This window comes from Sphingomonas sp. PWP1-2 (assembly GCF_049898305.1).
GTDB lineage: Bacteria > Pseudomonadota > Alphaproteobacteria > Sphingomonadales > Sphingomonadaceae > Sphingomonas > Sphingomonas glacialis.
Map to the genome: position 1 here is coordinate 38,257 of NZ_JAFCXM010000008.1, position 21,310 is coordinate 59,566.

Genomic DNA, 21,310 nt, shown 5'->3' on the forward strand with positions numbered 1-21,310 from the left:
ACCATGCACTATGTACGACTGACCATCGCCCTCGGCCTCGTCGCCCTGACCGCTGCGTGCGGCAAGAAGGCGGAGACTTCGGTCGCGGCCGAGGCCAACCAGGCGGTGCCCACCGCCGCCATGAGCGGCGAAGTGGGCAATATGGCAATGGCACCTACCGCCAAGACCGCAATCAAGGCCAAGGGCCACGGCACGGTCACAGCGATCGACAAGACGGCGGGCACGATCACGCTCGATCATGGCCCGATCCCCGAAGCCAAATGGCCGGCGATGACCATGACGTTCAAGGCCGCCCCCGCGATCACCGATCCGGCGAAGGTCGGTGAGAAGGTGGATTTCGACGTCACGCTGACAGGCAGCGCGGACGAAGTCACCGCGATCCACAAGCAGTAATTTTGACCGATGCTAGCTCGCGAGGAGGCTGACATGCGTCCGAACAGCTGACGACAAATTTCGGCTTGGGCAAGGTGCCGGGAATGGCGGTGTTTGATCAAAACACCGCCATTCCCGCAGGCCAGTCGCGATCAGTTGGCGCGGGCGCCAAGTGCCTCGACGATCCGGCAGTCGTCGACCGTGCCACCGTCACAGCTGGCGACTAGGCCTGCGACCTCACGCCGTAGTGCCTTGAGATCCGCGATCTTGCGATCGATCTCGGCGAGATGGTCCTTGGTGACCGCGTCTACCGAGGCGCAGTCGCGGCTGCGGTCGGCGGCGATGTCGAGCAGCGCCCTGACCCGGTCGAGCGTGAAGCCGAGCTCTCGTGCCCGGCGGATGAACTTGAGCCGGGCGAGATCGTCCGATCCATAGACGCGGTAGTTGCCGCTGCTTCGCGCCGGCGCGGCCATCAGCCCGTCCTGCTCGTACCAGCGCACGGTTTCCGGAGTGGTGCCGGCGGCGCGGGCCAGTCGTCCGATCGTCAGTGCTTCCATCGCCCTTGACCCTGTAGTGGCTTCAAGGTCCATATGGGGCGCGAACGCTATTAGTCGAGGTCATTTCGTGGTTTGCAGCAGCTGTGCCTCCGACACTATCGATGCCTTGGCCGACAACAGGTGGAGGCGAGTCCTGTGGGTTGCGCTGGCGATAAATTTAGCGATGTTCGCTGGCGAGATCGTCGCCGGGGTCGCTTCGGGCTCGCGATCGCTTCAGGCCGACGCGCTCGATTTTCTGGGTGATAGCGCGAACTACGCGATCAGCCTCGGTGTTGCCGGCATGGCTCTGCAATGGCGGTCTCGCGCGGCAGTCCTCAAGGGCGGGACGATTCTTTTCTTCGGCATCTATGTGCTGGTCACGACGGTAGTCGGCGCGCTGGGCGACGGCGTGCCGCGTGCGGGAACCATGGGGGCGGTCGGCCTGCTCGCTCTGCTCGCGAATGGCGGCGTCGCCCTGATGCTCTACCGCTACCGCAGTGGAGACGCGAATATGCGATCGGTCTGGATCTGCTCCCGCAACGACGCGATCGGCAACCTTGCGGTCCTCGCTGCCGCCGCCGGGGTGGTCGGGACTGGCACCCAGTGGCCCGATCTCATCGTCGCAGCAATTATGGCGACGCTCGGCATCGTCGGCGGAACTCAAATCCTTCGCCAGGCGCTCAGCGAGCTGGGGCAGCGAAATTCTGTCAGGTCAGAAGTGTCCCTGCAGGAAGTCGCGAACCTCCCAAACTGATGTGACGGGACTGCCGAACATCGCTGCGTGGCAGCGGCGATGGTGCGTTGACTATCCTCTCGATCAGAAAGCGATCGGCACCGGAACATGATGACGGCACTTCCCTATACGATCATGCCGGTGGTGGCCGTGTTCATCGGCGCCGTCGTCGCCGTGCTGCGCAAGCCCGGGCCGGCGCTCACCAGTGCCATTCAGCACCTGGCGGCAGGGGTCGTGTTCGCGGCTGCCGCCGTCGAGATCCTGCCGCAGGAGATGCACGGCGCATCCCCGCTCGCGACGCTCATCGGCGGCGCGCTCGGCGTCGTCGCCATGCTCTCGCTCAAGTCGATCGAGGGTCGAATTGGGGGACCGCTCGGGATGCTTGGTGCGGTTGGCACCGATATCCTCATCGACGGCCTGGTTCTTGGACTCGCCTTCATCGCTGGCGCCAAGGCAGGGCTGCTGCTCACGATCGCGCTGACGCTCGAAGTGCTTTTCCTCGGCGTGACCGTCACCGAGGGCCTTGGCGAGTCGGTGCAATCGAAGGTGAAGGTCGTCGCCATCACCACGGCAATCGGACTTCTGATGCCGCTGGGTGCGTTATTGGCTACGCCCGTTGCGCTGTTTCCGCCGGTGGTGATTACGGGGTTTCTCAGTTTTGGCCTGATCGCGCTCCTCTATCTGGTGACCGAGGAGCTGCTGGTCGAAGCGCACCAGAAGCCGGACAGCCCGCTCATCAGCGCCATGTTCTTTGTCGGCTTCCTATCCTTGCTGCTGCTTGAGGAAGTGATCGCCTGATCGTCCCGAGCCGGTAAAATTATGACCAGTTGGGGATGACGCCGGCGGAACACGCTAATGCGAATCTGTAGCGAGAAACTGCTTGACCCTATAGTCGCTAGAGACTGTATCGCGTCGCACATGATCATGGCCTTACACTTGCGTGCGGCGCCGGGCGCCGATTGCTCCAGGGTTGCGCGCCGACGGCCAACTTTCCGCGCCGCCACCACGGTCGCGCTTGCGCTCATTGCTCTGTTCATCGCGCTGTTCGGCGCTGTCGCGCCCGCCAGTGCGCAAGTAGATGACGTCCAGACCGCCTGGCGCCTGCTCGACTATATGGCTGTCGATTATGGCGGCGCCGTCGGCGATGGCAGGATCAAGAGCGCCTCCGAATATGCCGAGATGACCGAATTCGCTGCCTCGGTGACAACCCGAATGTCCGGGCTTGCGCAGGGCCCTAAACGGGCCGGACTGATCGAGGCGGCGAAGAATCTGCAGCAGGCCGTGGCGCGCAAGGCGTCGCCGGCCGAGATCGCGCGCCTGGCGCATGGCATCGCCGCCGACCTTCTCGTTGCCTATCCCGTGCCGCTCGCGCCCAATACCGCACCAGACGTGGCGCGCGGCGAGGCGCTTTTCACAACGAATTGCGCCGCCTGTCACGGCGCGGCGGGCGACGGCCACGGCCCGAACGCAGCGAAGCTCGCAACCCCGCCCATTGCGTTCACCGATCTCGGCCGCGCACGGCAGCGCAGCCCGTTCGCGCTGTATCAGGTCATCACCCAGGGCCTCGATGGTACGGCGATGCAGAGCTTCGCCGGCCTGCCTGACCCGGACCGCTGGGCACTCGCCTTTCGCGCGGGCGGGTTCGCCTTCACTGAGGCCCAGGCACGGGAAGGCGAGCGACTATGGAAAGGCGAGCCGGCACTTCGCGGCGCTGTTCCAGACCTGAAGACACTTACTTCCCTGACGCCGACCGCCCTCGCCGCCCGGATTGGCGAAGCGAAAGCCGATGCGGTGATCGCCTATCTGCGCCGGCGCCCGGAAGCGGTCGTTCGACAGGCGCCGGGCTCGCTGCTCGTTGCGCGTGACAAGCTCGCCGCGAGCCTTGCCGCGTATCGGACCGGGGACCGTAAGCAGGCTCGTGAGCTTGCCCTTTCGGCCTATCTGGATGGGTTCGAACCTATCGAACCGACACTGACCGCGCGCGACGCGACGCTGATGAACCGGATCGAGGGTGCGATGGGTGAGTATCGCGCAGCGGTCGATCACGGGGCGCCGTCGAGCGATCTGGCAACCCGCATCCAGGTCCTTGGCGGGTTGTTTGACGATGCCGAGGCGGCGCTGGCTCCGTCAGCTTCAAGCAGCGCATCGACCTTCTTCGGCGCGTTCACAATCCTCCTGCGCGAGGGTCTGGAGGCGCTGCTGATCGTGGTCGCCATGATCGCATTCCTTCGCAAGGCCGAGCGCAACGCCGATCTTCCCTATGTTCATGCCGGGTGGGTCGGTGCGCTCCTCGCCGGCGCGCTTACCTGGGCGGTCGCGACCTTCGCGATCGGCATCAGCGGCGCCAGCCGCGAACTGACCGAAGGGTTCGGTTCGCTGTTCGCGGCAGTCGTTCTGCTGTCGGTCGGCATCTGGATGCACGGCAAGTCGCAGGCGGATCGGTGGCAGCGATACATTCACGAGAAGATGTCGCGCGCGGTCCCCGGCAACTCGGGGTGGTTCCTGTTCGGATTGGCGTTTGTGGTCGTCTACCGCGAAGTCTTTGAGACGATCCTCTTCTATGCGGCGCTATGGACCCAGGGCAATGGCGGTGTGCTTCTCGCGGGCGCCGGATCAGCCTGCCTGATGCTGACGGCGATTGCCTGGGCCATGTTGCGATACAGCCGGACTTTGCCGGTCGCGCAGTTCTTTCGCTACAGCGCCTGGCTGATGGCGATCCTGACCGTCGTACTGGCCGGTAAGGGCGTGGCCGCGCTCCAGGAGGCCGGCGTCATCGACATCGCGCCATTGGTGAGCGCGCCCAGGATCTCGATGCTCGGCGTCTTTCCGACATGGCAGTCCCTCTCGGCTCAGCTGGTGATGCTGGCGGCGATCGTTGCCGGGTTCGCGTGGAACCGCCGCCCGCACATGCGCGCCGACGCCTGAGCGGAACGCGTTTCCTTCGAAGCTTGCACGTTATGGCGCCGGCGGCCTTCCACCTGCAGTATCTACGAACGCCTGGAGCAACTGACGCTTAGACGGAGCGGATAGCGGCAGGGCGGCGGCTACACGGTTCGCAGTCAACGGCATTGATCATTTCCATAGTTCCGCTATTCCAGAATCATTGGTTGGATTTGCCGACTGGTGATGGGGAGGACATAATATGCGGAACTTGAACATGCTGCTTCTGACAGCGGCGCTCGTGGCCGGTCCGGCTTGCGCCGTTGGCGCGCCGAGCGACGTAAGCACCGTGTCTGCGACCGGTGAGGGAAACTGGGAGATCATCTGCCACGTCAGCACGTTCGGTGGCGACGACACGCCGCGGATACTGAGCAACGGCAAGAGCAGCTTGTCCCTGGCGGGCATGCGCAGCGCTTCCTGCAGCTTTCACAAGCCGCCCAAGAACCCGCTTACGGTGACTATTGAGTCGGCAACGCTGCTCTGTCCCTTCAAGTCTGCTGCACCGGATGCGTGCAAGCAGACCTTCGAGAAGGGCCCTGCGGGGTCGTTCGAGATCAAACAAAAGCCGAGGAGGTAGGAGCAGGGGCGCGGCTGCGGGGTGGTCGGTGGGCGCTGCTTGTCGGCCACATCATTTCCGCTAGAGGAGAAGTATGGAAATGAAAACTGCCGTGGCTGCCCTCTCTGCGCTGGCTCACCAGGGCCGACTCTCGGCCTTTCGAATGCTGGTTCAGGCGGGACGCGAGGGTATTCCGGCGGGCGAGATCGCCCGCCACCTCGACGTTCCCGCAAACACGCTGTCTGCGAACCTCAACATTCTCGCAAATGCCGGCCTTATCGAGAACCGGCGCGAAGGCCGCTCGATCATCTACACTGCACGCTACGGGGACATGGCTGAGTTGCTGGAATATCTCATGCAGGATTGCTGTGGCGGTTCGCCCGAAATCTGCGCGTCGCTTGCCGAGGTCGTCCTTCGCAGCCACTGTGATGTTACGGGCACGGCATGAGCACTGACACGACCAATGTGCTGATACTCTGCACCGGCAACAGCGCCCGCTCGATTCTCGGTGAGGCGATCGTTAATCGGCTCGGTGGAGGGCGCTTTTGCGGCTTTTCGGCTGGTTCCTTTCCCAAGGGCCAGGTCCATCCCGGCGCGATGCGCTTGCTCGAACGCCATGGCTATCCGATCGAGGGTTTGCGCTCGAAGAGTTGGGACGAATTCACGGGCCCGGACGCGGCCCGGATCGATGTGGTGGTTACCGTATGCGACAACGCAGCTGGTGAGACTTGCCCGATCTGGCCGGGTCATCCGGTCAAGGCACATTGGGGGCTTCCCGATCCGGCGGGGGTGGACGGCGGAGAAGCCGCCGAGGATGCGGCGTTCGAAGCCGTGCACGACGCATTGTCGCGGCGCATCGGCAAGCTCGTGGAGTTGCCGATCCGCGACCGCGAAGTTCCTGCCCTGGCGATACGGCAACGTCTCCAGGCCATCCATGACGAATTGGCTGCCACCGAAGCGGAGACGGTGGAGGGGCAGTCGTGAAGCGCTCGCGCGCATGGCATGAAGCCAGGGCAAGGGCGTGAGCGATACCTGCTTTTATTCAGTTCCCCCCGGCGCCAACGACATCTTGCGCACTGCACTCGAAGCGGCGGCATTGCCGACTGCGGGCATCGATGGCCCGGGCCTTCTGCTGTTCGGGCTCTCAGACGAGATCGGGTTGATCGGGTATATCGGTCTTGAAGGGCCGGGGCCGGACCGCCTGCTCCGGTCCATGGTCGTGCTGCCGAGCCGCCGCAGGCAGGGTTTCGGCCGAACGCTGGTTGAGCACCTCGAAACCACCGCCCGTGGCGAGGTCGAGCGCCTGCATCTGCTCACCACCACGGCGGCGCGCTTCTTTGGCGGGCTCGGCTATCAGGAGGCCGATCGGGCAACAGCGCCGCCAGCGATTGCGGGGACGGCGGAATTCTCCACTCTCTGTCCGGCAAGCGCCACCTACATGATCAAATCTTTGAGCATCACATGACCCGCATCCGCGACCTTCCCGATCCAGATCATATGCCTGCGTTCGAGCCGGGCTTCGCCTACCGGCGACCGGCGGCCGACATCGGCGCCGATCAACCACCGCCCCGCATATTGCTGCTCTACGGCTCGCTGCGCGAACGCTCCTTCTCACGGTTCGCTGTGGAGGAGGCCGCCCGTCTGTTGCGCTTCTTCGGCGCGGAGACGCGAATATTCGATCCGTCCGACCTGCCGCTTCCTGACCAGGTGCCAGGCGACGATCATCCCGCAATCCACGAGCTTCGGGAGCTGTCCTTGTGGTCGGAAGGCCAGGTGTGGTGCAGCCCGGAACGGCACGGTCAAGTCACCGGCATCATGAAGGCTCAGATCGACCACCTCCCGTTGGAGCTGAAGGGCAAGCGGCCGACACAGGGCCGCACGCTGGCGGTGATGCAGGTATCGGGCGGCTCTCAATCGTTCAACGCGGTCAACACGCTGCGCCTGCTCGGCCGATGGATGCGGATGTTCACCATTCCCAACCAGTCGTCGGTTGCGATGGCTTACAACGAGTTTGACGAGAACGGCCGCATGAGGCCGTCGAGCTATTACGATCGCATTGTCGACGTGATGGAGGAACTGGTGCGCATCACGGTGCTGATGCGCCCTCACGCTGCGGAACTGGTTGATCGCTATTCCGAAAGAAAGGCCACCGGCAGGCAGGTCGAAGGTGACGATCACGCAGCGGCCGCGATCGCCCGATAACCATCCGTTCACAGGAGTCGCCGCTGCGGCAACCGAGCGAAGTAACGTCATCGCAGAACCTGCCACTGAATCCGGGCTCACTCGAGTCGCTTGACCTACCCAGAAGGGAGCAAACGGATCGGTGTCCAGGCGCGTCAGGCCGCCCGTTTGCCCTTCGCTGGGCTCGATTGACCGGCAAGCGCGGCCGCGAGCTTCTTGCCGACCCGATTGGCTGCCTTCAGCGAGGGGTCGAGCTGCACGTGAGCATAGCGCATCGTCGAGCGCAGATTGACGTGCCCGAGGATCGCTCCGGTCAGCGCCAGCGCCTCGCCGGATGAGGTCGACATCGCGCCCATCGTGTGGCGCAGGGTGTGGGGCGTGACGCCGACCAGGCCGGCTCTCTTCACGATTTTCGGCCATAAGACCTTGGTGCCCTGGAAATGCTTCTCTCCGGTTGCCGCCGGGAAGACAAAATTGCTGCCATCCTCGCGCTCGATGGCCTTAAGCAGGACAATCGCCGCCGTAGCCAGCGGGCGGATCGAACGCCCGGTCTTGCTGTCATCGAGCGCCAGCACGCCGCGGTCGAAATCAACCTCGTGCCATTTGAGTCCGGCAATCTCATCGCGTCGACACCCGGTCAGGACCCATAGCCGTGTAATGTTCAGGGCCTTGACGTTGGTGCCCTCCGCTTCGAGCGCATCGCAGGCCGCACCGAGTTGCCCGAGCTCCTTGAGCGTAAGATACCGTTCGTTGGCGCCGTCGGTCTTCTGGACGACCGCCTTGTGGCAAAGGTTGGAAGGAATGATACCGCGCCGCTCGGCGAAGCTGAACATTGCGGAAAGGTCACGGAATGCCTTCCGCGCGGCACCGGGCCCACCGCGTACAATGACGCGCCTCCGGTGGCCGAGCTTCACGTCGTTGGCGCTCTTGCCGTTGGTGACGTCGGCGAAGAATCGCTCGATGTGACCGACTTTCACCTCAGTCACTTTCATGTGGCCGAGCAACGGCACGACATGGTGGCGCAAGCGCGCAACCAGATACTGCTTCGATCGAGCCTTCATCGGCTCACCCATCCGCTTACCCCGCTGAATGAAGCAGCCTTCGGCTTCATAGAGATCGACGAGCGCGCTCATCTTCATTTCCAGGCGCTTGGCTTTCCGTTCGGCAGCAGGATCGTCGCCGATGGTAGCGGCGGCGAGGAGCTCCTTGGCCTTCTTGCGGCCCTGCTCGACCGTGAGTGCACCAAACCGGCCGACCGTCACGTAGCGCCGGGGCGCCTCGCGACCGCCGCCTTCCGCTCGGTAGCGGATCACGAAGGTCTTGCTTCCGCTGACGCCGACCCGGATACCAAATCCGGTCACGTCGCTGTCCCAGATCTCGTAGCGCTTCGCCTCTGGCTTGGCCGCTTCGATGAGCCTTTTCGTCAACACTACCGACTGTGAAATTGCCATGACAATCGCCTGCTATTCGACCCCAACCTTGGGTTTCCGGGCGTCCACCGGGCGTCCACCAGAACGGAATTCGCCGGTTATCCCTCGGATATCTCTAGCGTAAGGCTCCTCGATATTCCAGTTATAATTCAGCAAGATAAGGCTAGAATAGAGGGCTGTGGCGAAGCCCCGAAAAGGGCCTCCGGCAATTTTGCCAAGGTTGGGGTCGAGGGTTCGAATCCCTTCGCCCGCTCCAGTTTTTCCTAATGTTTTCATACAATTAGAGCGGTCCTTCGGGGCCGCTTTTTGCTTCCCCGACCGCCCTCGAAAATCGGGGAAGCACGGGGGAAGCAGTCTGCGGCAAGTTCCAGCGTACATATGGCGGCATCCGCGATGTGTCGAGTTTGTCGGTGCACGCCGCATTATGGATTCGGCCGCGACGGGTTGTTGCGGGATTCGGAAACGGCGCCAGTTGGGCGCAGCAGATTTCGGTCGTCCCCCGTGCTGCGCGCGGTCTCGGCGGCGCACGGAGCCAGAGAGGGAGAGATTGCAAGCAGTTTCGTGACGGGATGAAAGCCGAGAGAGAGTTTCTCGGGTTGCTCGTCATGAAGGTATCTCATGATCACGACTGTTCTTCCCTCTGCCCCTCCCGTGTCGGGGCAGTCGGCTCCGCGAGCCTATACCGGTTACAAGGTCGATATCAGCCGTGGTGAGCGCATCGGGCGAGTCTCGTCCGAGTGGTTTTCGCGTCCTGATGACGAGCGGTTTCTCTCCCTCGGCGCGCTGCATGCGTCAGTGCGGTCTCGAGCTGAACGTGCGACCGCTCGTACTGTCGAAACCAAGTCGCTTCGTGTCGAAGCCAGTCGCGACAATGCCGAACATCTAGCGCTGATAGTGCCCGGCCAGGACGCGCCCGTCGCTCCCACCCATTGGTCGTACGGCCAGCTCTGCAGCCTGGTAGGTGCCCCCGCCAGTTACATGCGCCAGCTGCCCGCGCCGCTTGCCGGCATCAACCTCCAGCACGGCTTGCTCTCGCACCGCGGAGAACTGGTCAAGACGCTCGAAGCTGACGACGGCCGGATCGAGCTGCGCGCGGTGACCGGGCCAGACTATGGCCGCATCTGGGACCATGAACTGGTGGAAGCGGTGATGCGCATCGCCGGGGACGGTACTGGCGACACGCGCTGGAAGGTGCCGGGTCTGCTCGACTGGTCGACGATGACGCACAACCCGTTTGTCGAAGTGACCAAGGACACGACGACGCTGTACGCTTCGGACCGAGACGTCTTCCTGTTTCTGGTCGACGACGCCCACCCGATCGAAGCGGGACGTCTACCGAATGGCGACGCCGACCTCTACTTCCGAGGCTTCTATTGCTGGAACAGCGAGGTCGGGTCGAAGACGCTCGGGATGGCGAGCTTCTATCTCCGCGCGGTCTGCATGAACCGCAACATCTGGGGCGCCGAAGGCTTCGAGGAGATCAGCATCCGGCATAGCAAGTTCGCCAGCCACCGCTTTGCCCATCAAGCGGCACCGGCGCTGGAGCGGTTCGCCACGTCGTCGCCAGCGCCCTTCATGGTCGGCATCCGCGCTGCGCGCGAAGCGATCGTCGCGCGAAAGGACGAAGACCGCGAGACCTTCCTGCGCAAACGCGGCTTCTCTCGCCCCGAGACCGAAAAGATCATTGCCAGGGTGCTGGCGGAGGAAGGCCGCCCGCCCGAGTCGATCTTCGATTTCGTGCAGGGGATCACCGCGCTCGCTCGTGACAAACCGCATCAGGATGCGCGTCTTGAGCTTGAGGGCAAAGCCGCCAAGCTTTTGGCGAGCGTTAAATAAGGTCGCGCTCATCTCACTCACCTTCGGCGCAGTTCCCCCCCTGTAGAGGGAGAGGGCTGCGCCTCTCTTCGTGACGGGTTGAGGGTCAGGAGAGAGGCTCCCGGCCGCCCGTCATGGAGAAGACCCATGACCAGATCGGTCCAGAAGATCACGTTGTCGTCGTCGCGGGACATTCCGTTCGACAAACTCGTGCTGAGCCAGTCCAACGTCCGCCACATCAAGGCGGGCATTTCGATCGACGAACTGGCGGAGGACATCGCCCGCCGTACGCTCCTGCAAAGCATCATGGTGCGACCGGTTCGCGATGCCGACGGCGTCGAGACCGGCATGTACGAGATCCCGGCTGGCGGTCGCCGTTACCGGGCACTCGCGTTGCTGGTGAAACAGCGCCGGCTCGCCAAGACTGCCCCAGTGCCGTGCGTGCTCCGCGATGCCGGCACACCCGAAGAGGACAGCCTGGCGGAAAACGTCCAGCGTGCGCCGCTGCATCCGCTCGACCAGTTTCGCGCCTTCCTCGCGCTGCGCGAGAAGGGCCAGTCGGAGGAGGAGATTGCGGCGGCGCAGTTCGTGGCGGTCGCCGTCGTCAAGCAGCGCCTACGGCTTGCCGCGGTCAGCCCGAAGCTGCTGGACGTCTATGCCGAGGACGGCATGACGCTCGACCAGTTGATGGCATTCACGGTCAACGCCGACCACGCGCGCCAGGAGCAGGTGTTCGAGCGCATCGCGGGAAGCTACGACAAGCAGCCTTACGCCATCCGACGGATGCTGACAGAAGGGGCGGTCAAGGCAACCGACAAGCGCGCCTTGTTCATCGGCCTCGACGCCTATGCCGAGGCCGGTGGCACCATCTTGCGCGATCTGTTCGAACAGGATCACGGCGGATGGCTGCAGGATGCCGGGCTGCTCGACATGCTCGTTGCCGAGAAGCTGCGCGAGGATGCGGAGCCGATTAGCGCGGAGGGCTGGAAGTGGACCGAGGTCGCTCCCGACTTCGCGTACGGACATACCTATGGTTTGTGCCGGCTGTTCGGCGAGCAGGTTGCGCTCACCGACGAGGAGCAGGCGACGCGCGACGCGTTGCAGGCCGAGCTCGACGGGCTGGAGGATACCTATTCCGGCACCGACGAGGACCTACCCGAAGAGATCGATGCACGCTTGGCCGAAATCGAAACGGCGATTGCCGCACTCGACGAGCGACCGTTCGTGTTCGATTCGGCAGAAGTGGCGCGGGCCGGTGCGTATGTCAGCATCGATAGCGCTGGCGTGCTTCGCATTGATCGCGGCTATGTCCGGGCGGAGGATGAACTACCAATCGAACTCGAAGAGGATGACGGCAACGAGGGCGGAGCCACCGACACCGCCGATCAGTCCCATCGCGATGATCCGACCACCGACGATGAACCATCGGCGCCGGAGCCGGAAGAGGATGGGCTGAAGCCGATCCCCGATCGGTTGGTGAGCGAACTCACCGCTTATCGTACTCTGGCGTTGCGACATGCGCTTAGCGGCCGACCCGAGATCGCATTCCTTGCCGCACTTCATGCGCTTTGCCTGCGGATATTCTACCGCTACGCGCAGGACACCTGCCTCGAGCTCGACCTGAAGAGCGTCGGGTTCGCGGCGCAGGCAGCAGGCCTTGCGGACAGCGTCTTGGCGACAGCCTATGACGAACTGCATGCCGAATGGGCGAAGATGCTGCCCAAGGACGCGATTGACCTGTGGGACGCGCTTGGCCGGTTCGACTTTGGCACCCGCTACGCGCTGTTCGCCCATTGCGTGTCGCTGTCGGTCAACGCGATCTACGAGCCGTACAATCGCCGACCGAAGGCTCTCGCTCACGCCGATCGGTTCGCTGACGCGCTCGACCTCGACATGGTGTCGGCCGGCTGGGTGCCGACCATCGACACCTATTTCGGTCGGGTGACCAAGGCACGCATCATGGGCGCGGTTCGCGAGGCGAAAGGCGAACAAGCCGCCGACCGTATCGCGCACCTGAAGAAGCCGGAGATGGCAGCGGAAGCGCAAACCCTGCTCGCCGACTCGGGTTGGCTGCCCGAGCCGCTGCGTACGCCGGGCCGCACGCTGTTCGCGGTCGTGCCGGCTGCCGAGCCGGACCTTGCAGTCGCGAGCGACGAACCGGCGGCGATCGGCGGTGAACAGGTCGTTGACGATGTGGTCGAACACGCCGAAGATGAACCGGTCGAGGAATATCAGGCCATCGCCGCCGAATAACGGCCCACCACCTACCGGCCCGCCGTCGACCTCACCGACGGCGGGCTATTTCTTTGCTCGAAGGATCACGCCGATGCAGGACCGTGCCACGGACATTGCGCAGCGCCTCGCCGAGCAGGCTGAGGCGGTGTGCCGCCATTATCTTTCCAGCGGACGTCGCGAGGGTCGCTACTGGCTGGTTGGCGATGCTGACAACACGCCCGGCCGCAGCCTGTTTCTTAGGCTGAGATCACTCGAACCGGCAAAGCCGGCGGATAAATGGACCGATGCTGCGACCGGCGAGCATGGCGATCTGCTCGACATAATCGCTCGGCGCGAGCGTCTGACGACCTTGCGCGATACACTAGATGAAGCCCGTCGCTTTCTTGCGCTCCCTCGAACCGAACCGACCGATAATGGGCACCGTCATATGCCGGCACCCACCGGCTCGCCGGAAGCGGCGCGCCGCTTGTTTGCCATGTCGAAGCCCATCGTCGGCACGCTTGCGGAAACTTACCTGCGTGAGCGCGGCATCAGTAACACCCGGACGTGCACAGCGCTCCGTTTCCATCCCCGCAGCTGGTATCGCTGCGACAGCGATGACCCCGCAGACCATGTCCGCGACAGCTGGCCGGCACTGATCGCAGCAGTGACCGACAATACCGGTGCTATTACGGGCGCGGACCGCACATGGCTCGACGCAACAGGCACGACAAAGGCACCGATATCGACTCCACGTCGCGCCATGGGATTTCTTCTCGGCAACGGCGTCAGGTTCGGTCGGGCAACGGATATTCTGGCGGCTGGCGAAGGCATCGAGACGATGCTGTCGCTCCGATGCGTTATGCCGGCCATGCCAATGATGGCTGCGCTTTCCGCCAATCACCTCGCCGCTCTGGTCCTGCCGAACAGCCTGCGACGGCTCTATATTGCTCGCGACAACGATCCGGCCGGACGGCACGCCACAGAAACCTTGGCCGAACGCGCATACGATGCCGGGATCGAGGCGCTACCGCTTATACCGGCGCTCGGCGACTTCAACGACGATCTGCGTCAGCTCGGGCTGCCCGCACTGGCGGACGGGGTCCGTCTCCAGCTCGACCGCGCGGATGCCGAGCAGTTTCTGATCTCGCACAAGTCCAGCGAAGCGGCGTGATCGGTTTTCGTCCGGGATCATCATTACTGCACTGCCTACTTGGCGGAAGAGCCGCGCCCACGGCCTTCTGAGGGGGCGTGTCGGACCGGAACCCATCCGGGCCGGCAACGGCTGCGCCGGACTATTTTCCGCCGCCGGGCTGCACCCGACTTTGCATCGCGAACCAAAATAGCCCGGCTTCGCCGTCCTTCGCTGCGCTGTGGCCGCTTGTGGCTCCGCCTCAGCGGTGCAGGCCCGACCGCGTCCCGCTCTTCGACGCCTGCGAAGGCCGCGATGGGCGCGGCTGTCAGCTCAAGGGCAAGTCACCATGACGAACGATCCCGACCACGAACCGCACCACGCTACCTCGCCGACTGGCCATATTCTCGAAGAACTCGCGCTTTATGGCCACCGCCCGTTCGATGACGAACCCGATGCCCGGCCATTGCCCGAAGCGCATCACATTACCGGCGCCATCGTCGATATCTTCGATGCGCTCGTAGTGACGATGCAGGACACCCGCCTCGAACCCGATCTCGAGACCCTGCTCTGGGGCCAGGTCAATCTGTTCCACCGCACGGTCGACCGGATCGAACGCGAACTCGACGACAACGAGCAGGCGCAGAAGCGCGCGCAGCGCGAGCAGGACGGCTCTGAGGTGAAATCGGTCGAACTGGAACGTTTGCTCGCCGAAGGGATGACACTGATCGAGCGCCGCAACGCCTTCGAGCTGATGCGCGACCTTTCCGCCGAACAGTTCGAAACCCACACCCGTCACGCCTGGCGTCCGCACGCGGGATCTGTGGTCAATCGCAAGGCCTTGACCTCGGCGATGATCGACAGCCGCGACTTCATTGCCGCCCGCAAACGCGCCGAAACCGAGGTGATGTTGCCGACAGGACCGAAGATTGCCTTCACCGGTGGGCTGGACATCACCGATCACCGGCTGGTGTGGGACACGCTCGACAAGGTCCACGTTAAGCATCCCGGCATGGTGCTGATGCATGGCGGTTCGCCCAAAGGCGCTGAAGTGATCGCATCGCGCTGGGCCGATAGCCGCAAGGTCGCACAGGTCGCATTCAAGCCCGACTGGTCCAGGCATGCCAAAGCTGCACCGTTCAAACGTAACGATGCGATGCTCGATATCCTGCCGATCGGGGTGATCGTGTTCGCTGGCACCGGGATCCAGGACAACCTCGCCGACAAGGCACGCAAGCTTGGAATTCCCTTGTTCGACTTGCGGCCGAAGTCACCCGGCGGGTGACTGGCTGCCCAAAATGTCGGTATCGTCGAGGCGACAGAGCCGTTCGGGCATATCGAGCAGCTTAAGCGCGGCTGCGGTGATCGCTTCGCCGATCGTTGGATAGGTCTCGGCTGAACTTATCCCGACACCGTCCCCGAAGCTGACTGTTGACTGATATCCATTGTCCTTGGGCGTCGCGGAAAGCGTGACGGAGTTCATCGTCATGGGATCAAACCTCCACGGCTATCTGCGCGTCATCCTACCCCAAATGTTGTTGGCGTGACACTGGTTTGCGATCCCGGCCCCTGTCCGAAACAAGGCCCACCCCACTCTTTGAGGCCTAACCCTTGGTCCATCGGATGGCCTGACGCCATCAACCCGTAAAGGGTCCGCTACGCGAGCGTGCGGCCGCGTGGGCTACGCCTCTCGCGGTGATTGCAGCCATCCGCCAGACACTTCGGGCGCCTGTCGAGCGGGGATGGTCCTCGCTCCCGGACAGGAGCCACCCACATGACCCTCAGTCTCGCACAATCTTTCGGTTGGAACCTCGCACGGACGATGATGTCCTGCATCGTCATCTTCAAAACCGGCGACCAGAAGTTCGGTGTTGCCGAAGCCCGCGAATATGACGGCGACCCCGCCCAGATCGTTCGCGAATATGACCCGTTCGCTCGCTGAAGCGATCACTCGCGCAAGCGCTCGGGAAGGCCATTTGGTCTTTCCAGGGCGCCTTTTCTGTTGCTATTATCGTCGGACATCGTGCGCTGTGGTGGTGGTGGAGAGCGCGTCCGACGACCTGTTTCGTCAAGGAGGACGCTCGTGATTTTTGCTATTCCGATCCTGATCGCCGTCGCATTTTTTCTATGCTGGTGCCTCATTAAGCTCACCGTGCACGCGCTGCCGTTTTTCGCTGCGATGACGATGGTGCTGTTGCTCCTTCATGCTGGCTTTGGGCTCGCCACCGCTCTCATCTGCGGCGGCGCGGTTGCACTCTTTGTCCTGATCGGCGGCAGAATGATCGTTGCTTCGGCCGCTTCGCCGGTCATGCGGTTGGGAATTTTGGTCGCGTTTACGGCACCTGCGTCGATCGCCGCCTATCATGCCGTCATGGGCCTTACCGCACCGGTCGTTTCCTCTGATGCAGTGCGCACCATAGCAGCGATGCTTGTCGCCATCCTCGTCGGAGGGGCGGCGTGGCGTAACGTTTCTGGCGCACGGGAGCATATTGCTTGAGCGTGATGTAGCGCAATTCCGAGGTCATCAGGCGGCCTGCTTTGGTTTTCCGGCGATCGCGCGGTGGGTGGGTCGCATCAATGTCCGTGGGGTGGATCGGGGCCAATGGCGGCACGGCCTCACTCTACGGAAAGACCGCGCGAACGCCACAAGCCGACCTGGAAGCCGCAGTTTGCCGGGTCCATTCCTTTGAGGATCAAGCCCGCTCCAACGGCCTCTTCAATGGCTGAGCTAGCCGGGTGACGGCTTCGCCTCGATACGCCTAAGCCGCAACCGCGTACCGGGCAGTTTCTTCCCCTGGGCTTCGCCCATTCCTCGCGACGCCAAGAAACCGCCCGTCCCGCAGTCCTCCGCTTACGCTGCGGGCTGACGCTGCGGCGGCGATCGCACCCGTCCTTTGCACGCCATCGAGGCCGCATGGGGCGGGCTCGAAATCACGAAGGAATATCATCATGGCAAATATCGGCAGCTTCAAGAAGGTCGGCTTGGACTATCAGGGCGAGATCGTTACCCTCAGCGTTCAGGCCAAGGGCGTCCGCATCGTGGCCGAAACCAACCGCTCGAACGACGCAGCACCGACCCACCGCGTGTTCGTCGGCCGCGCCGAAATCGGGGCCGCCTGGACGAAGACCTCGGCCGAGCAGCGCGAATATCTCTCGGTCAAGCTCGACGATCCCAGCTTCACCGCACCGATCTTCGCCAACCTCTTCGACGACGAAGGCGAAGACACCAGCAGCCTCATCTGGTCGCGCCCGCGCAAGGCAAGCAACGACTGATGCGGCAAGGAGGCCCCGCCCGGCAACGCCGGGCGGGGCTCTTTCTCGCGAACGCCGCAAACGCTGGATGATACTCCCGTCACCGTCAGGGCAAGTGGTCGAGCGCACCTAACCGAGCGTCGATCTGCTCTCCTCTCGAGAGCATAGTTGCCTCCACAGTGGCGCACAGCCCAATTGCCCAAATTGCCCGCTTCCTATCGGGCATCCCCTCATGGGAAGCGAGGCGCGTCGCTTTCGGTGCCTTTTGGGACGGCGGCGGTTGGCCTCGATGAAGGCCATCGGCAGCACGTCGCCGGGTCTTCTGAGCATAGCCTAAAACCCTCCAAGGTCTGCGGGAGATGGAGCGCGCTGGCGAATAGCGCCGCGCCGACGCTGGAGACGCCGAAATGACTGCAACACCACCGGAAGCCCCGAAACGTTATCTGCGCACGCCCGACGCGGCGTTGATCCTCGGGCTGTCCGCTCGGACGCTCGAAAAGCATCGCTGCTATGGGACAGGTCCGGCCTATCACAAGCTGGGCGGGCGGGTGGTCTATGCCGCCGAAGACATCCAACGCTGGGCCGAGCAAGGCATCCGACGCTCGACGTCCGACCCTGGCCATGGCATCGTGCTGCCCGCAAAGCGGCAGCCGGAGATCGCTGGATACACTGGCCCGATCCGGCGCTGACGTGACCTACCGTCAGAACATACAAGTCGCAGAACTCGGCGATCGGCAGCTTGATCTGTTCCGCGCTGTGCCGGGCAATCTCGCGCCGCGCGACGCGCAGGATTTGATGTCCTGGCCGTTCTTCAGCCTCGCAAAATCGCGCCGTGTGAAGCCGATCAACTTCAATTTGGGCGACGTTTCGATCAGCGTGGAGGCGACGGCCGAACACGGCATGGCGACCATCTGGGACGCCGACATCCTGATCTGGGCAGCAAGCCAGATCGTCGAGGCGCGCGACCGCGGTCGATCAACCTCGCGGCTTATGGCAACGACACCGCACGCGATCCTGACCTTCGTCGATCGCGGAGTGTCACTGCGCGATTACGAGCGGCTGAAGGCAGCGCTCGACCGGCTGCAATCGACCACAGTCGCAACCACGATCCGCCAGCCGCAACAGCGGCGGCGGCACCGCTTCTCCTGGATCAACGAGTGGAAGGAGCGGCTCGACGCCTGCGGTCGACCGCTCGGAATCGAGATGATCCTGCCCGACTGGTTCTACGAAGGTGTGCTCGATCAAGCACTCGTGCTGACGATTGACCGCGACTATTTTGCGCTCTCGGGCGGTCTCGAGCGCTGGCTTTACCGCATCGTCCGCAAGCATGGCGGCCGCCAGGTCGGCGGCTGGAGCTTCGATCTTTCCCACCTCTATCTGAAGTCCGGCGTCCTCTCGCCGCGCAAGCAGTTTGCCTTTGCGCTGCGCGATATCGTCCGCCGCCAGCCGCTTCCCGGATACCGGTTGAAGCTCGAAATCGCGCTCGGCCGGGAGCGGCTCGCCTTTGCGGCACTCCCGCGTGATCCGTTCGATGTCGCGATGCGCCGGGTCGGCAACAAGGCTGTGGACAAGTGAGCGCCGAGGTCGTGCTATCGTTGACCGGGTCGCTCGTGCTTTCGAAAACCGAAAGCTCGTGCCATCAAAAACCCAAACAGGCCTTAACACGCTGTTCTGGCGTTGTTTTCGGCGATGCTAACTGTGCTAACATAGAATCCTACGGATTCTTTCTAACGCTAGGCGATAGCCGCGCGGCCCAGTCGGCCGCTCGGTTCGGAAACTCGTCATGATCGTGGACAGGACGCCAGCGACTTTGCTCGCAAGTCCGGGCGCGGCAGCTTCTGCCGCCATCGCTCAGCGGCCGTTCGGCGACAGCATGACGCACGTTCGCCTCGTGTGGATCGAAGGCGAGATCGAGCATTGGATTCGCTTTGGCCGCATCACGCAGGAGCGCATCGTCGATCGTCGAACGCGGGTAGTCGGCTTCCGCCCAAACGCTGTTTTCGCCCTCATTCGCTGGGCATCTAACGCGCACGGCACGATCCTGTCGCGAATCCATATCGTCCTAACGGTCGGCAAGGACACGGCGTATGCGACGCTGCCCAGCGTCGAGCCGGGTGGCGACATCCTCCTCCAGATCAACGGCTGGCCGCGCGTCGAGCGCGTCCTCCAAACGATCGATCAGATTGAGGCGCTGGGCGTCGATCCCTGCGACGCGGCGCCTGATTATTGGCGCCATCTCCACAACCGCACGACCGCTGGCCTTCCGGCCCGGCCCTATTCCCTTGAACGCCATCGCGCCTGGCTACGGCGCAAGGAGCTCCAGCCATGACCCGCTTTGGCTATGTGATGACGACCTATTTCGCGATGATGGCGACGGCCGCGACCGGCTTCATCCACCCCTCGGCCCGCCTTGTCTGGAACGCGAGCGCGAGCGTGCCGATTGGCCTGTACCGCGCTCATCCAGGAGCGGCCATCAACGTCGGCGATCTGGTCTCCGTTACGCCGCCGTCGGTACTCGAGGCGTACCTGGCCAAGCGCCATTATCTGCCGCTCAGGGTGCCCTTGTTGAAGCCCGTCGCAGCGATGGCCGGGCAGACCGTCTGCCGCTTTGGTTCCAGAGTTTCCGTGGACGGGAGGCATCTCGGCAACGCCTTGGCCAACGATCGGCGTGGTCGACCGCTGCCGCGATGGGCTGGCTGTCGGCGGCTCGGTGCCGATCAGGTTTTCCTGATGAGCAGCGCGGTTCGCGACAGTTTCGACGGCCGATATTTCGGGCCTCTTCCCGTCTCCACAGTGCGTGCGACGCTGACACCGCTTTGGATCGCCAAACCTGCGCTGCCGCACTGAGCTGCCTTTAGCTCCTTCTCAATCGCTCACCCCAAAGGAACTCCATCATGCCACAGATTGGTCTCTTCACCCGGACGTCGGATGGCTTCTCGGGCATCGTCAGTACAGTGTCTCTTGAAGTAGAACTTGCGCTGCTGCCCGCAGACAATTTCGATGCCGATAATGCGCCGGATTTCCGTGTGCATCTGGGAGCCGATGGCGGCGGTCCTGAAGTAGGTGCTGCATGGTGCCGGACGGGCGAACGGGCTGGCGCCTATCTCTCATTGATGATCGACGACCCGAGCTTTGCCGGGCCGATCCATGCCAATCTTTTCCAGTCGAACGATGGGAATGACACGTATCATCTCGTCTGGACGCGCGAGCCGCGACGTGACGGTCGCGCCTGAACTGCCATGCGAACTTCGCTCAATTACCTCCTGTTGGCCTTTGTCATCGAGCTATTTGCCACAGGCTTTCCGGTGCCGCTTCGCGCAGCCGAAAGCGATCGATCGGTGGTCTCGATCTCAGCGTACGTCACCGAGGCGGCAAAGCGTTTCGCCATTCCCGAAGCGTGGATTTACGCAGTCATGCGCGTGGAAAGCTCGAACAATCCGCGCGCCGTATCGCCCAAGGGCGCTACAGGCCTGATGCAGATCATGCCTGCGACCTGGCGCTATCTGCGCGCCCGCTATGGCCTTGCCGATAACGTTTACGACCCTCGCGGGAACATTTTCGCTGGTGCCGCCTATATGCGCGAACTCTACGATCGCTACGGCGCGCCGGGGTTTCTCGCCGCCTACAATGCCGGCCCAGCTCGTTATGAGGCCTATGTCAGCAGAGGTCGACCACTCCCAGCTGAAACCATCGGCTATGTCGCGAAGTTGGCACCGATCACAACCGGGGCGCCCACCGCTATCGGAGCAGCAGAGCGCTTCGACCCATCTGCCTGGACGCGCTCCACGATCTTCGTGAGCGGCTCGAAAAGCGCTTCCGTTGCGATGGAAACGAAGCCTGTGGAGCGTGCAGACGCCGCTTCGGACGTGACCCAACCGCCACCCTCTGGCCTCTTCGTCGCACTTTCCGGCCAGCATCCGCAATGACGCTGCTGGTCGCATTGTCGCTTCCTCTGGCGCAGCATGGCGCAGGATCGGGGGTAGATGCCTTTGAGATTGCAGAAGGTGAGAAGCGATGGCGAGATAAAAGCGCTGCCGTACGGCCACGCTTATGTGGTTGGTCGGTAGGGAGAATTTCGTCTGGCAGCCTTTGTAGGCGGCTGGCACATTCTGCAGTTTCTTCAAGATATTCAGTACTTTATCGGCTGGC

The 21,310-nt window shown here is 63.3% G+C and carries 25 protein-coding genes; 22 read left to right on the forward strand and 3 right to left on the reverse strand.

The annotated features are described in order from the left end of the window. The first annotated feature begins 3 nt into the window (after positions 1 to 3). A complete protein-coding gene (locus tag ACP7C5_RS17705) occupies positions 4 to 393 on the forward strand; it encodes a copper-binding protein (RefSeq protein WP_426265262.1) in 390 nt (129 codons plus the stop codon). Between the two features lie 131 nt (positions 394 to 524). On the opposite strand, the gene ACP7C5_RS17710 is transcribed toward ACP7C5_RS17705, so the two are convergent. Then, entirely contained in the window at positions 525 to 929 is a 405-nt protein-coding gene (locus ACP7C5_RS17710) for a MerR family transcriptional regulator (protein WP_426265263.1), read from the reverse strand. Positions 930 to 996: 67 nt separating this feature from the next. On the opposite strand from ACP7C5_RS17710, the gene ACP7C5_RS17715 reads away from it, so the two are divergent. The 8 genes from ACP7C5_RS17715 to arsH all read left to right on the forward strand — a co-directional run bounded on the left by ACP7C5_RS17715 (position 997) and on the right by arsH (position 7,339). Beyond that, entirely contained in the window at positions 997 to 1,662 is a 666-nt protein-coding gene (locus tag ACP7C5_RS17715) for a cation transporter (protein WP_426265264.1), read from the forward strand. Positions 1,663 to 1,752: 90 nt separating this feature from the next. Continuing rightward, the gene (locus ACP7C5_RS17720) at positions 1,753 to 2,439 is read left to right on the forward strand and encodes a ZIP family metal transporter (RefSeq protein ID WP_426265303.1); all 687 of its coding nucleotides are present in this window, start codon (positions 1,753 to 1,755) and stop codon (positions 2,437 to 2,439) included. A gap of 120 nt (positions 2,440 to 2,559) precedes the next feature. Next, positions 2,560 to 4,566, forward strand: coding sequence for an FTR1 family protein (locus ACP7C5_RS17725; protein WP_426265265.1), 2,007 nt, complete (start codon positions 2,560 to 2,562; stop codon positions 4,564 to 4,566). A 232-nt stretch (positions 4,567 to 4,798) separates the two neighbouring features. Then, entirely contained in the window at positions 4,799 to 5,158 is a 360-nt protein-coding gene (locus tag ACP7C5_RS17730) for a hypothetical protein (RefSeq protein WP_426265266.1), read from the forward strand. Positions 5,159 to 5,231: 73 nt separating this feature from the next. Next, entirely contained in the window at positions 5,232 to 5,585 is a 354-nt protein-coding gene (locus ACP7C5_RS17735; protein ID WP_426265267.1) for an ArsR/SmtB family transcription factor, read from the forward strand. Beyond that, complete coding sequence (locus ACP7C5_RS17740; RefSeq protein WP_426265268.1) at positions 5,582 to 6,121, forward strand: arsenate reductase ArsC; 540 nt, start codon at positions 5,582 to 5,584, stop codon at positions 6,119 to 6,121. The genes ACP7C5_RS17735 and ACP7C5_RS17740 overlap by 4 nt, the downstream gene beginning before the upstream one ends. A 37-nt stretch (positions 6,122 to 6,158) precedes the next feature. Next, positions 6,159 to 6,602, forward strand: coding sequence for an arsenic resistance N-acetyltransferase ArsN2 (gene arsN2, locus ACP7C5_RS17745; RefSeq protein WP_426265269.1), 444 nt, complete (start codon positions 6,159 to 6,161; stop codon positions 6,600 to 6,602). Beyond that, positions 6,599 to 7,339, forward strand: coding sequence for an arsenical resistance protein ArsH (gene arsH, locus ACP7C5_RS17750; RefSeq protein WP_426265270.1), 741 nt, complete (start codon positions 6,599 to 6,601; stop codon positions 7,337 to 7,339). Before arsN2 ends, arsH begins: the two co-directional genes overlap by 4 nt. Positions 7,340 to 7,473: 134 nt before the next feature. Here arsH and ACP7C5_RS17755 read toward each other — a convergent pair whose 3' ends face one another. Further along, positions 7,474 to 8,769 (reverse strand): tyrosine-type recombinase/integrase, encoded by a 1,296-nt coding sequence (locus ACP7C5_RS17755; RefSeq protein WP_426265271.1) that lies wholly within the window; start codon positions 8,767 to 8,769, stop codon positions 7,474 to 7,476. 597 nt (positions 8,770 to 9,366) lie between these two features. On the opposite strand from ACP7C5_RS17755, the gene ACP7C5_RS17760 reads away from it, so the two are divergent. The 4 genes from ACP7C5_RS17760 (at position 9,367) to ACP7C5_RS17775 (ending at position 15,194) form a co-directional block, all read left to right on the forward strand. Continuing rightward, a complete protein-coding gene (locus ACP7C5_RS17760; RefSeq protein ID WP_426265272.1) occupies positions 9,367 to 10,584 on the forward strand; it encodes a DUF932 domain-containing protein in 1,218 nt (405 codons plus the stop codon). 126 nt (positions 10,585 to 10,710) lie between these two features. Next, on the forward strand, positions 10,711 to 12,816 hold the full coding sequence (locus ACP7C5_RS17765; RefSeq protein ID WP_426265304.1) for a ParB/RepB/Spo0J family partition protein: 2,106 nt from the start codon (positions 10,711 to 10,713) through the stop codon (positions 12,814 to 12,816). Positions 12,817 to 12,889: 73 nt separating this feature from the next. Continuing rightward, on the forward strand, positions 12,890 to 13,951 hold the full coding sequence (locus ACP7C5_RS17770; protein ID WP_426265273.1) for a DUF7146 domain-containing protein: 1,062 nt from the start codon (positions 12,890 to 12,892) through the stop codon (positions 13,949 to 13,951). A 307-nt stretch (positions 13,952 to 14,258) separates the two neighbouring features. Continuing rightward, positions 14,259 to 15,194 (forward strand): DUF2493 domain-containing protein, encoded by a 936-nt coding sequence (locus ACP7C5_RS17775; RefSeq protein ID WP_426265274.1) that lies wholly within the window; start codon positions 14,259 to 14,261, stop codon positions 15,192 to 15,194. Here the strand turns inward: ACP7C5_RS17775 and ACP7C5_RS17780 are convergent. Further along, positions 15,180 to 15,398 (reverse strand): hypothetical protein, encoded by a 219-nt coding sequence (locus ACP7C5_RS17780; protein WP_426265275.1) that lies wholly within the window; start codon positions 15,396 to 15,398, stop codon positions 15,180 to 15,182. The genes ACP7C5_RS17775 and ACP7C5_RS17780 overlap by 15 nt on opposite strands. A 285-nt stretch (positions 15,399 to 15,683) precedes the next feature. On the opposite strand from ACP7C5_RS17780, the gene ACP7C5_RS17785 reads away from it, so the two are divergent. The 9 genes from ACP7C5_RS17785 (at position 15,684) to ACP7C5_RS17825 (ending at position 21,087) form a co-directional block, all read left to right on the forward strand. Continuing rightward, a complete protein-coding gene (locus ACP7C5_RS17785; RefSeq protein ID WP_426265276.1) occupies positions 15,684 to 15,851 on the forward strand; it encodes a hypothetical protein in 168 nt (55 codons plus the stop codon). A gap of 141 nt (positions 15,852 to 15,992) precedes the next feature. Next, positions 15,993 to 16,406, forward strand: coding sequence for a hypothetical protein (locus ACP7C5_RS17790; protein ID WP_426265277.1), 414 nt, complete (start codon positions 15,993 to 15,995; stop codon positions 16,404 to 16,406). Between the two features lie 452 nt (positions 16,407 to 16,858). Continuing rightward, positions 16,859 to 17,182, forward strand: coding sequence for a DUF736 domain-containing protein (locus tag ACP7C5_RS17795; protein WP_426265278.1), 324 nt, complete (start codon positions 16,859 to 16,861; stop codon positions 17,180 to 17,182). 386 nt (positions 17,183 to 17,568) lie between these two features. Further along, positions 17,569 to 17,850, forward strand: a complete 282-nt coding sequence (locus ACP7C5_RS17800) for a helix-turn-helix transcriptional regulator (protein ID WP_426265279.1) — start codon at positions 17,569 to 17,571, stop codon at positions 17,848 to 17,850. A gap of 106 nt (positions 17,851 to 17,956) precedes the next feature. Further along, positions 17,957 to 18,736 carry a replication initiator protein A gene (locus ACP7C5_RS17805; RefSeq protein ID WP_426265305.1) on the forward strand — a complete coding sequence of 260 codons (780 nt, stop codon included), beginning with the start codon at positions 17,957 to 17,959 and terminating at the stop codon, positions 18,734 to 18,736. 208 nt (positions 18,737 to 18,944) lie between these two features. Continuing rightward, a complete protein-coding gene (locus ACP7C5_RS17810; protein WP_426265280.1) occupies positions 18,945 to 19,490 on the forward strand; it encodes a DUF2840 domain-containing protein in 546 nt (181 codons plus the stop codon). Beyond that, complete coding sequence (locus ACP7C5_RS17815; RefSeq protein ID WP_426265281.1) at positions 19,487 to 20,008, forward strand: S26 family signal peptidase; 522 nt, start codon at positions 19,487 to 19,489, stop codon at positions 20,006 to 20,008. The genes ACP7C5_RS17810 and ACP7C5_RS17815 overlap by 4 nt, the downstream gene beginning before the upstream one ends. Before the next feature lie 47 nt (positions 20,009 to 20,055). Then, positions 20,056 to 20,394, forward strand: a complete 339-nt coding sequence (locus ACP7C5_RS17820) for a DUF736 domain-containing protein (RefSeq protein WP_426265282.1) — start codon at positions 20,056 to 20,058, stop codon at positions 20,392 to 20,394. 6 nt (positions 20,395 to 20,400) lie between these two features. Continuing rightward, on the forward strand, positions 20,401 to 21,087 hold the full coding sequence (locus tag ACP7C5_RS17825) for a transglycosylase SLT domain-containing protein (protein ID WP_426265283.1): 687 nt from the start codon (positions 20,401 to 20,403) through the stop codon (positions 21,085 to 21,087). Positions 21,088 to 21,310: the final 223 nt, after the last annotated feature.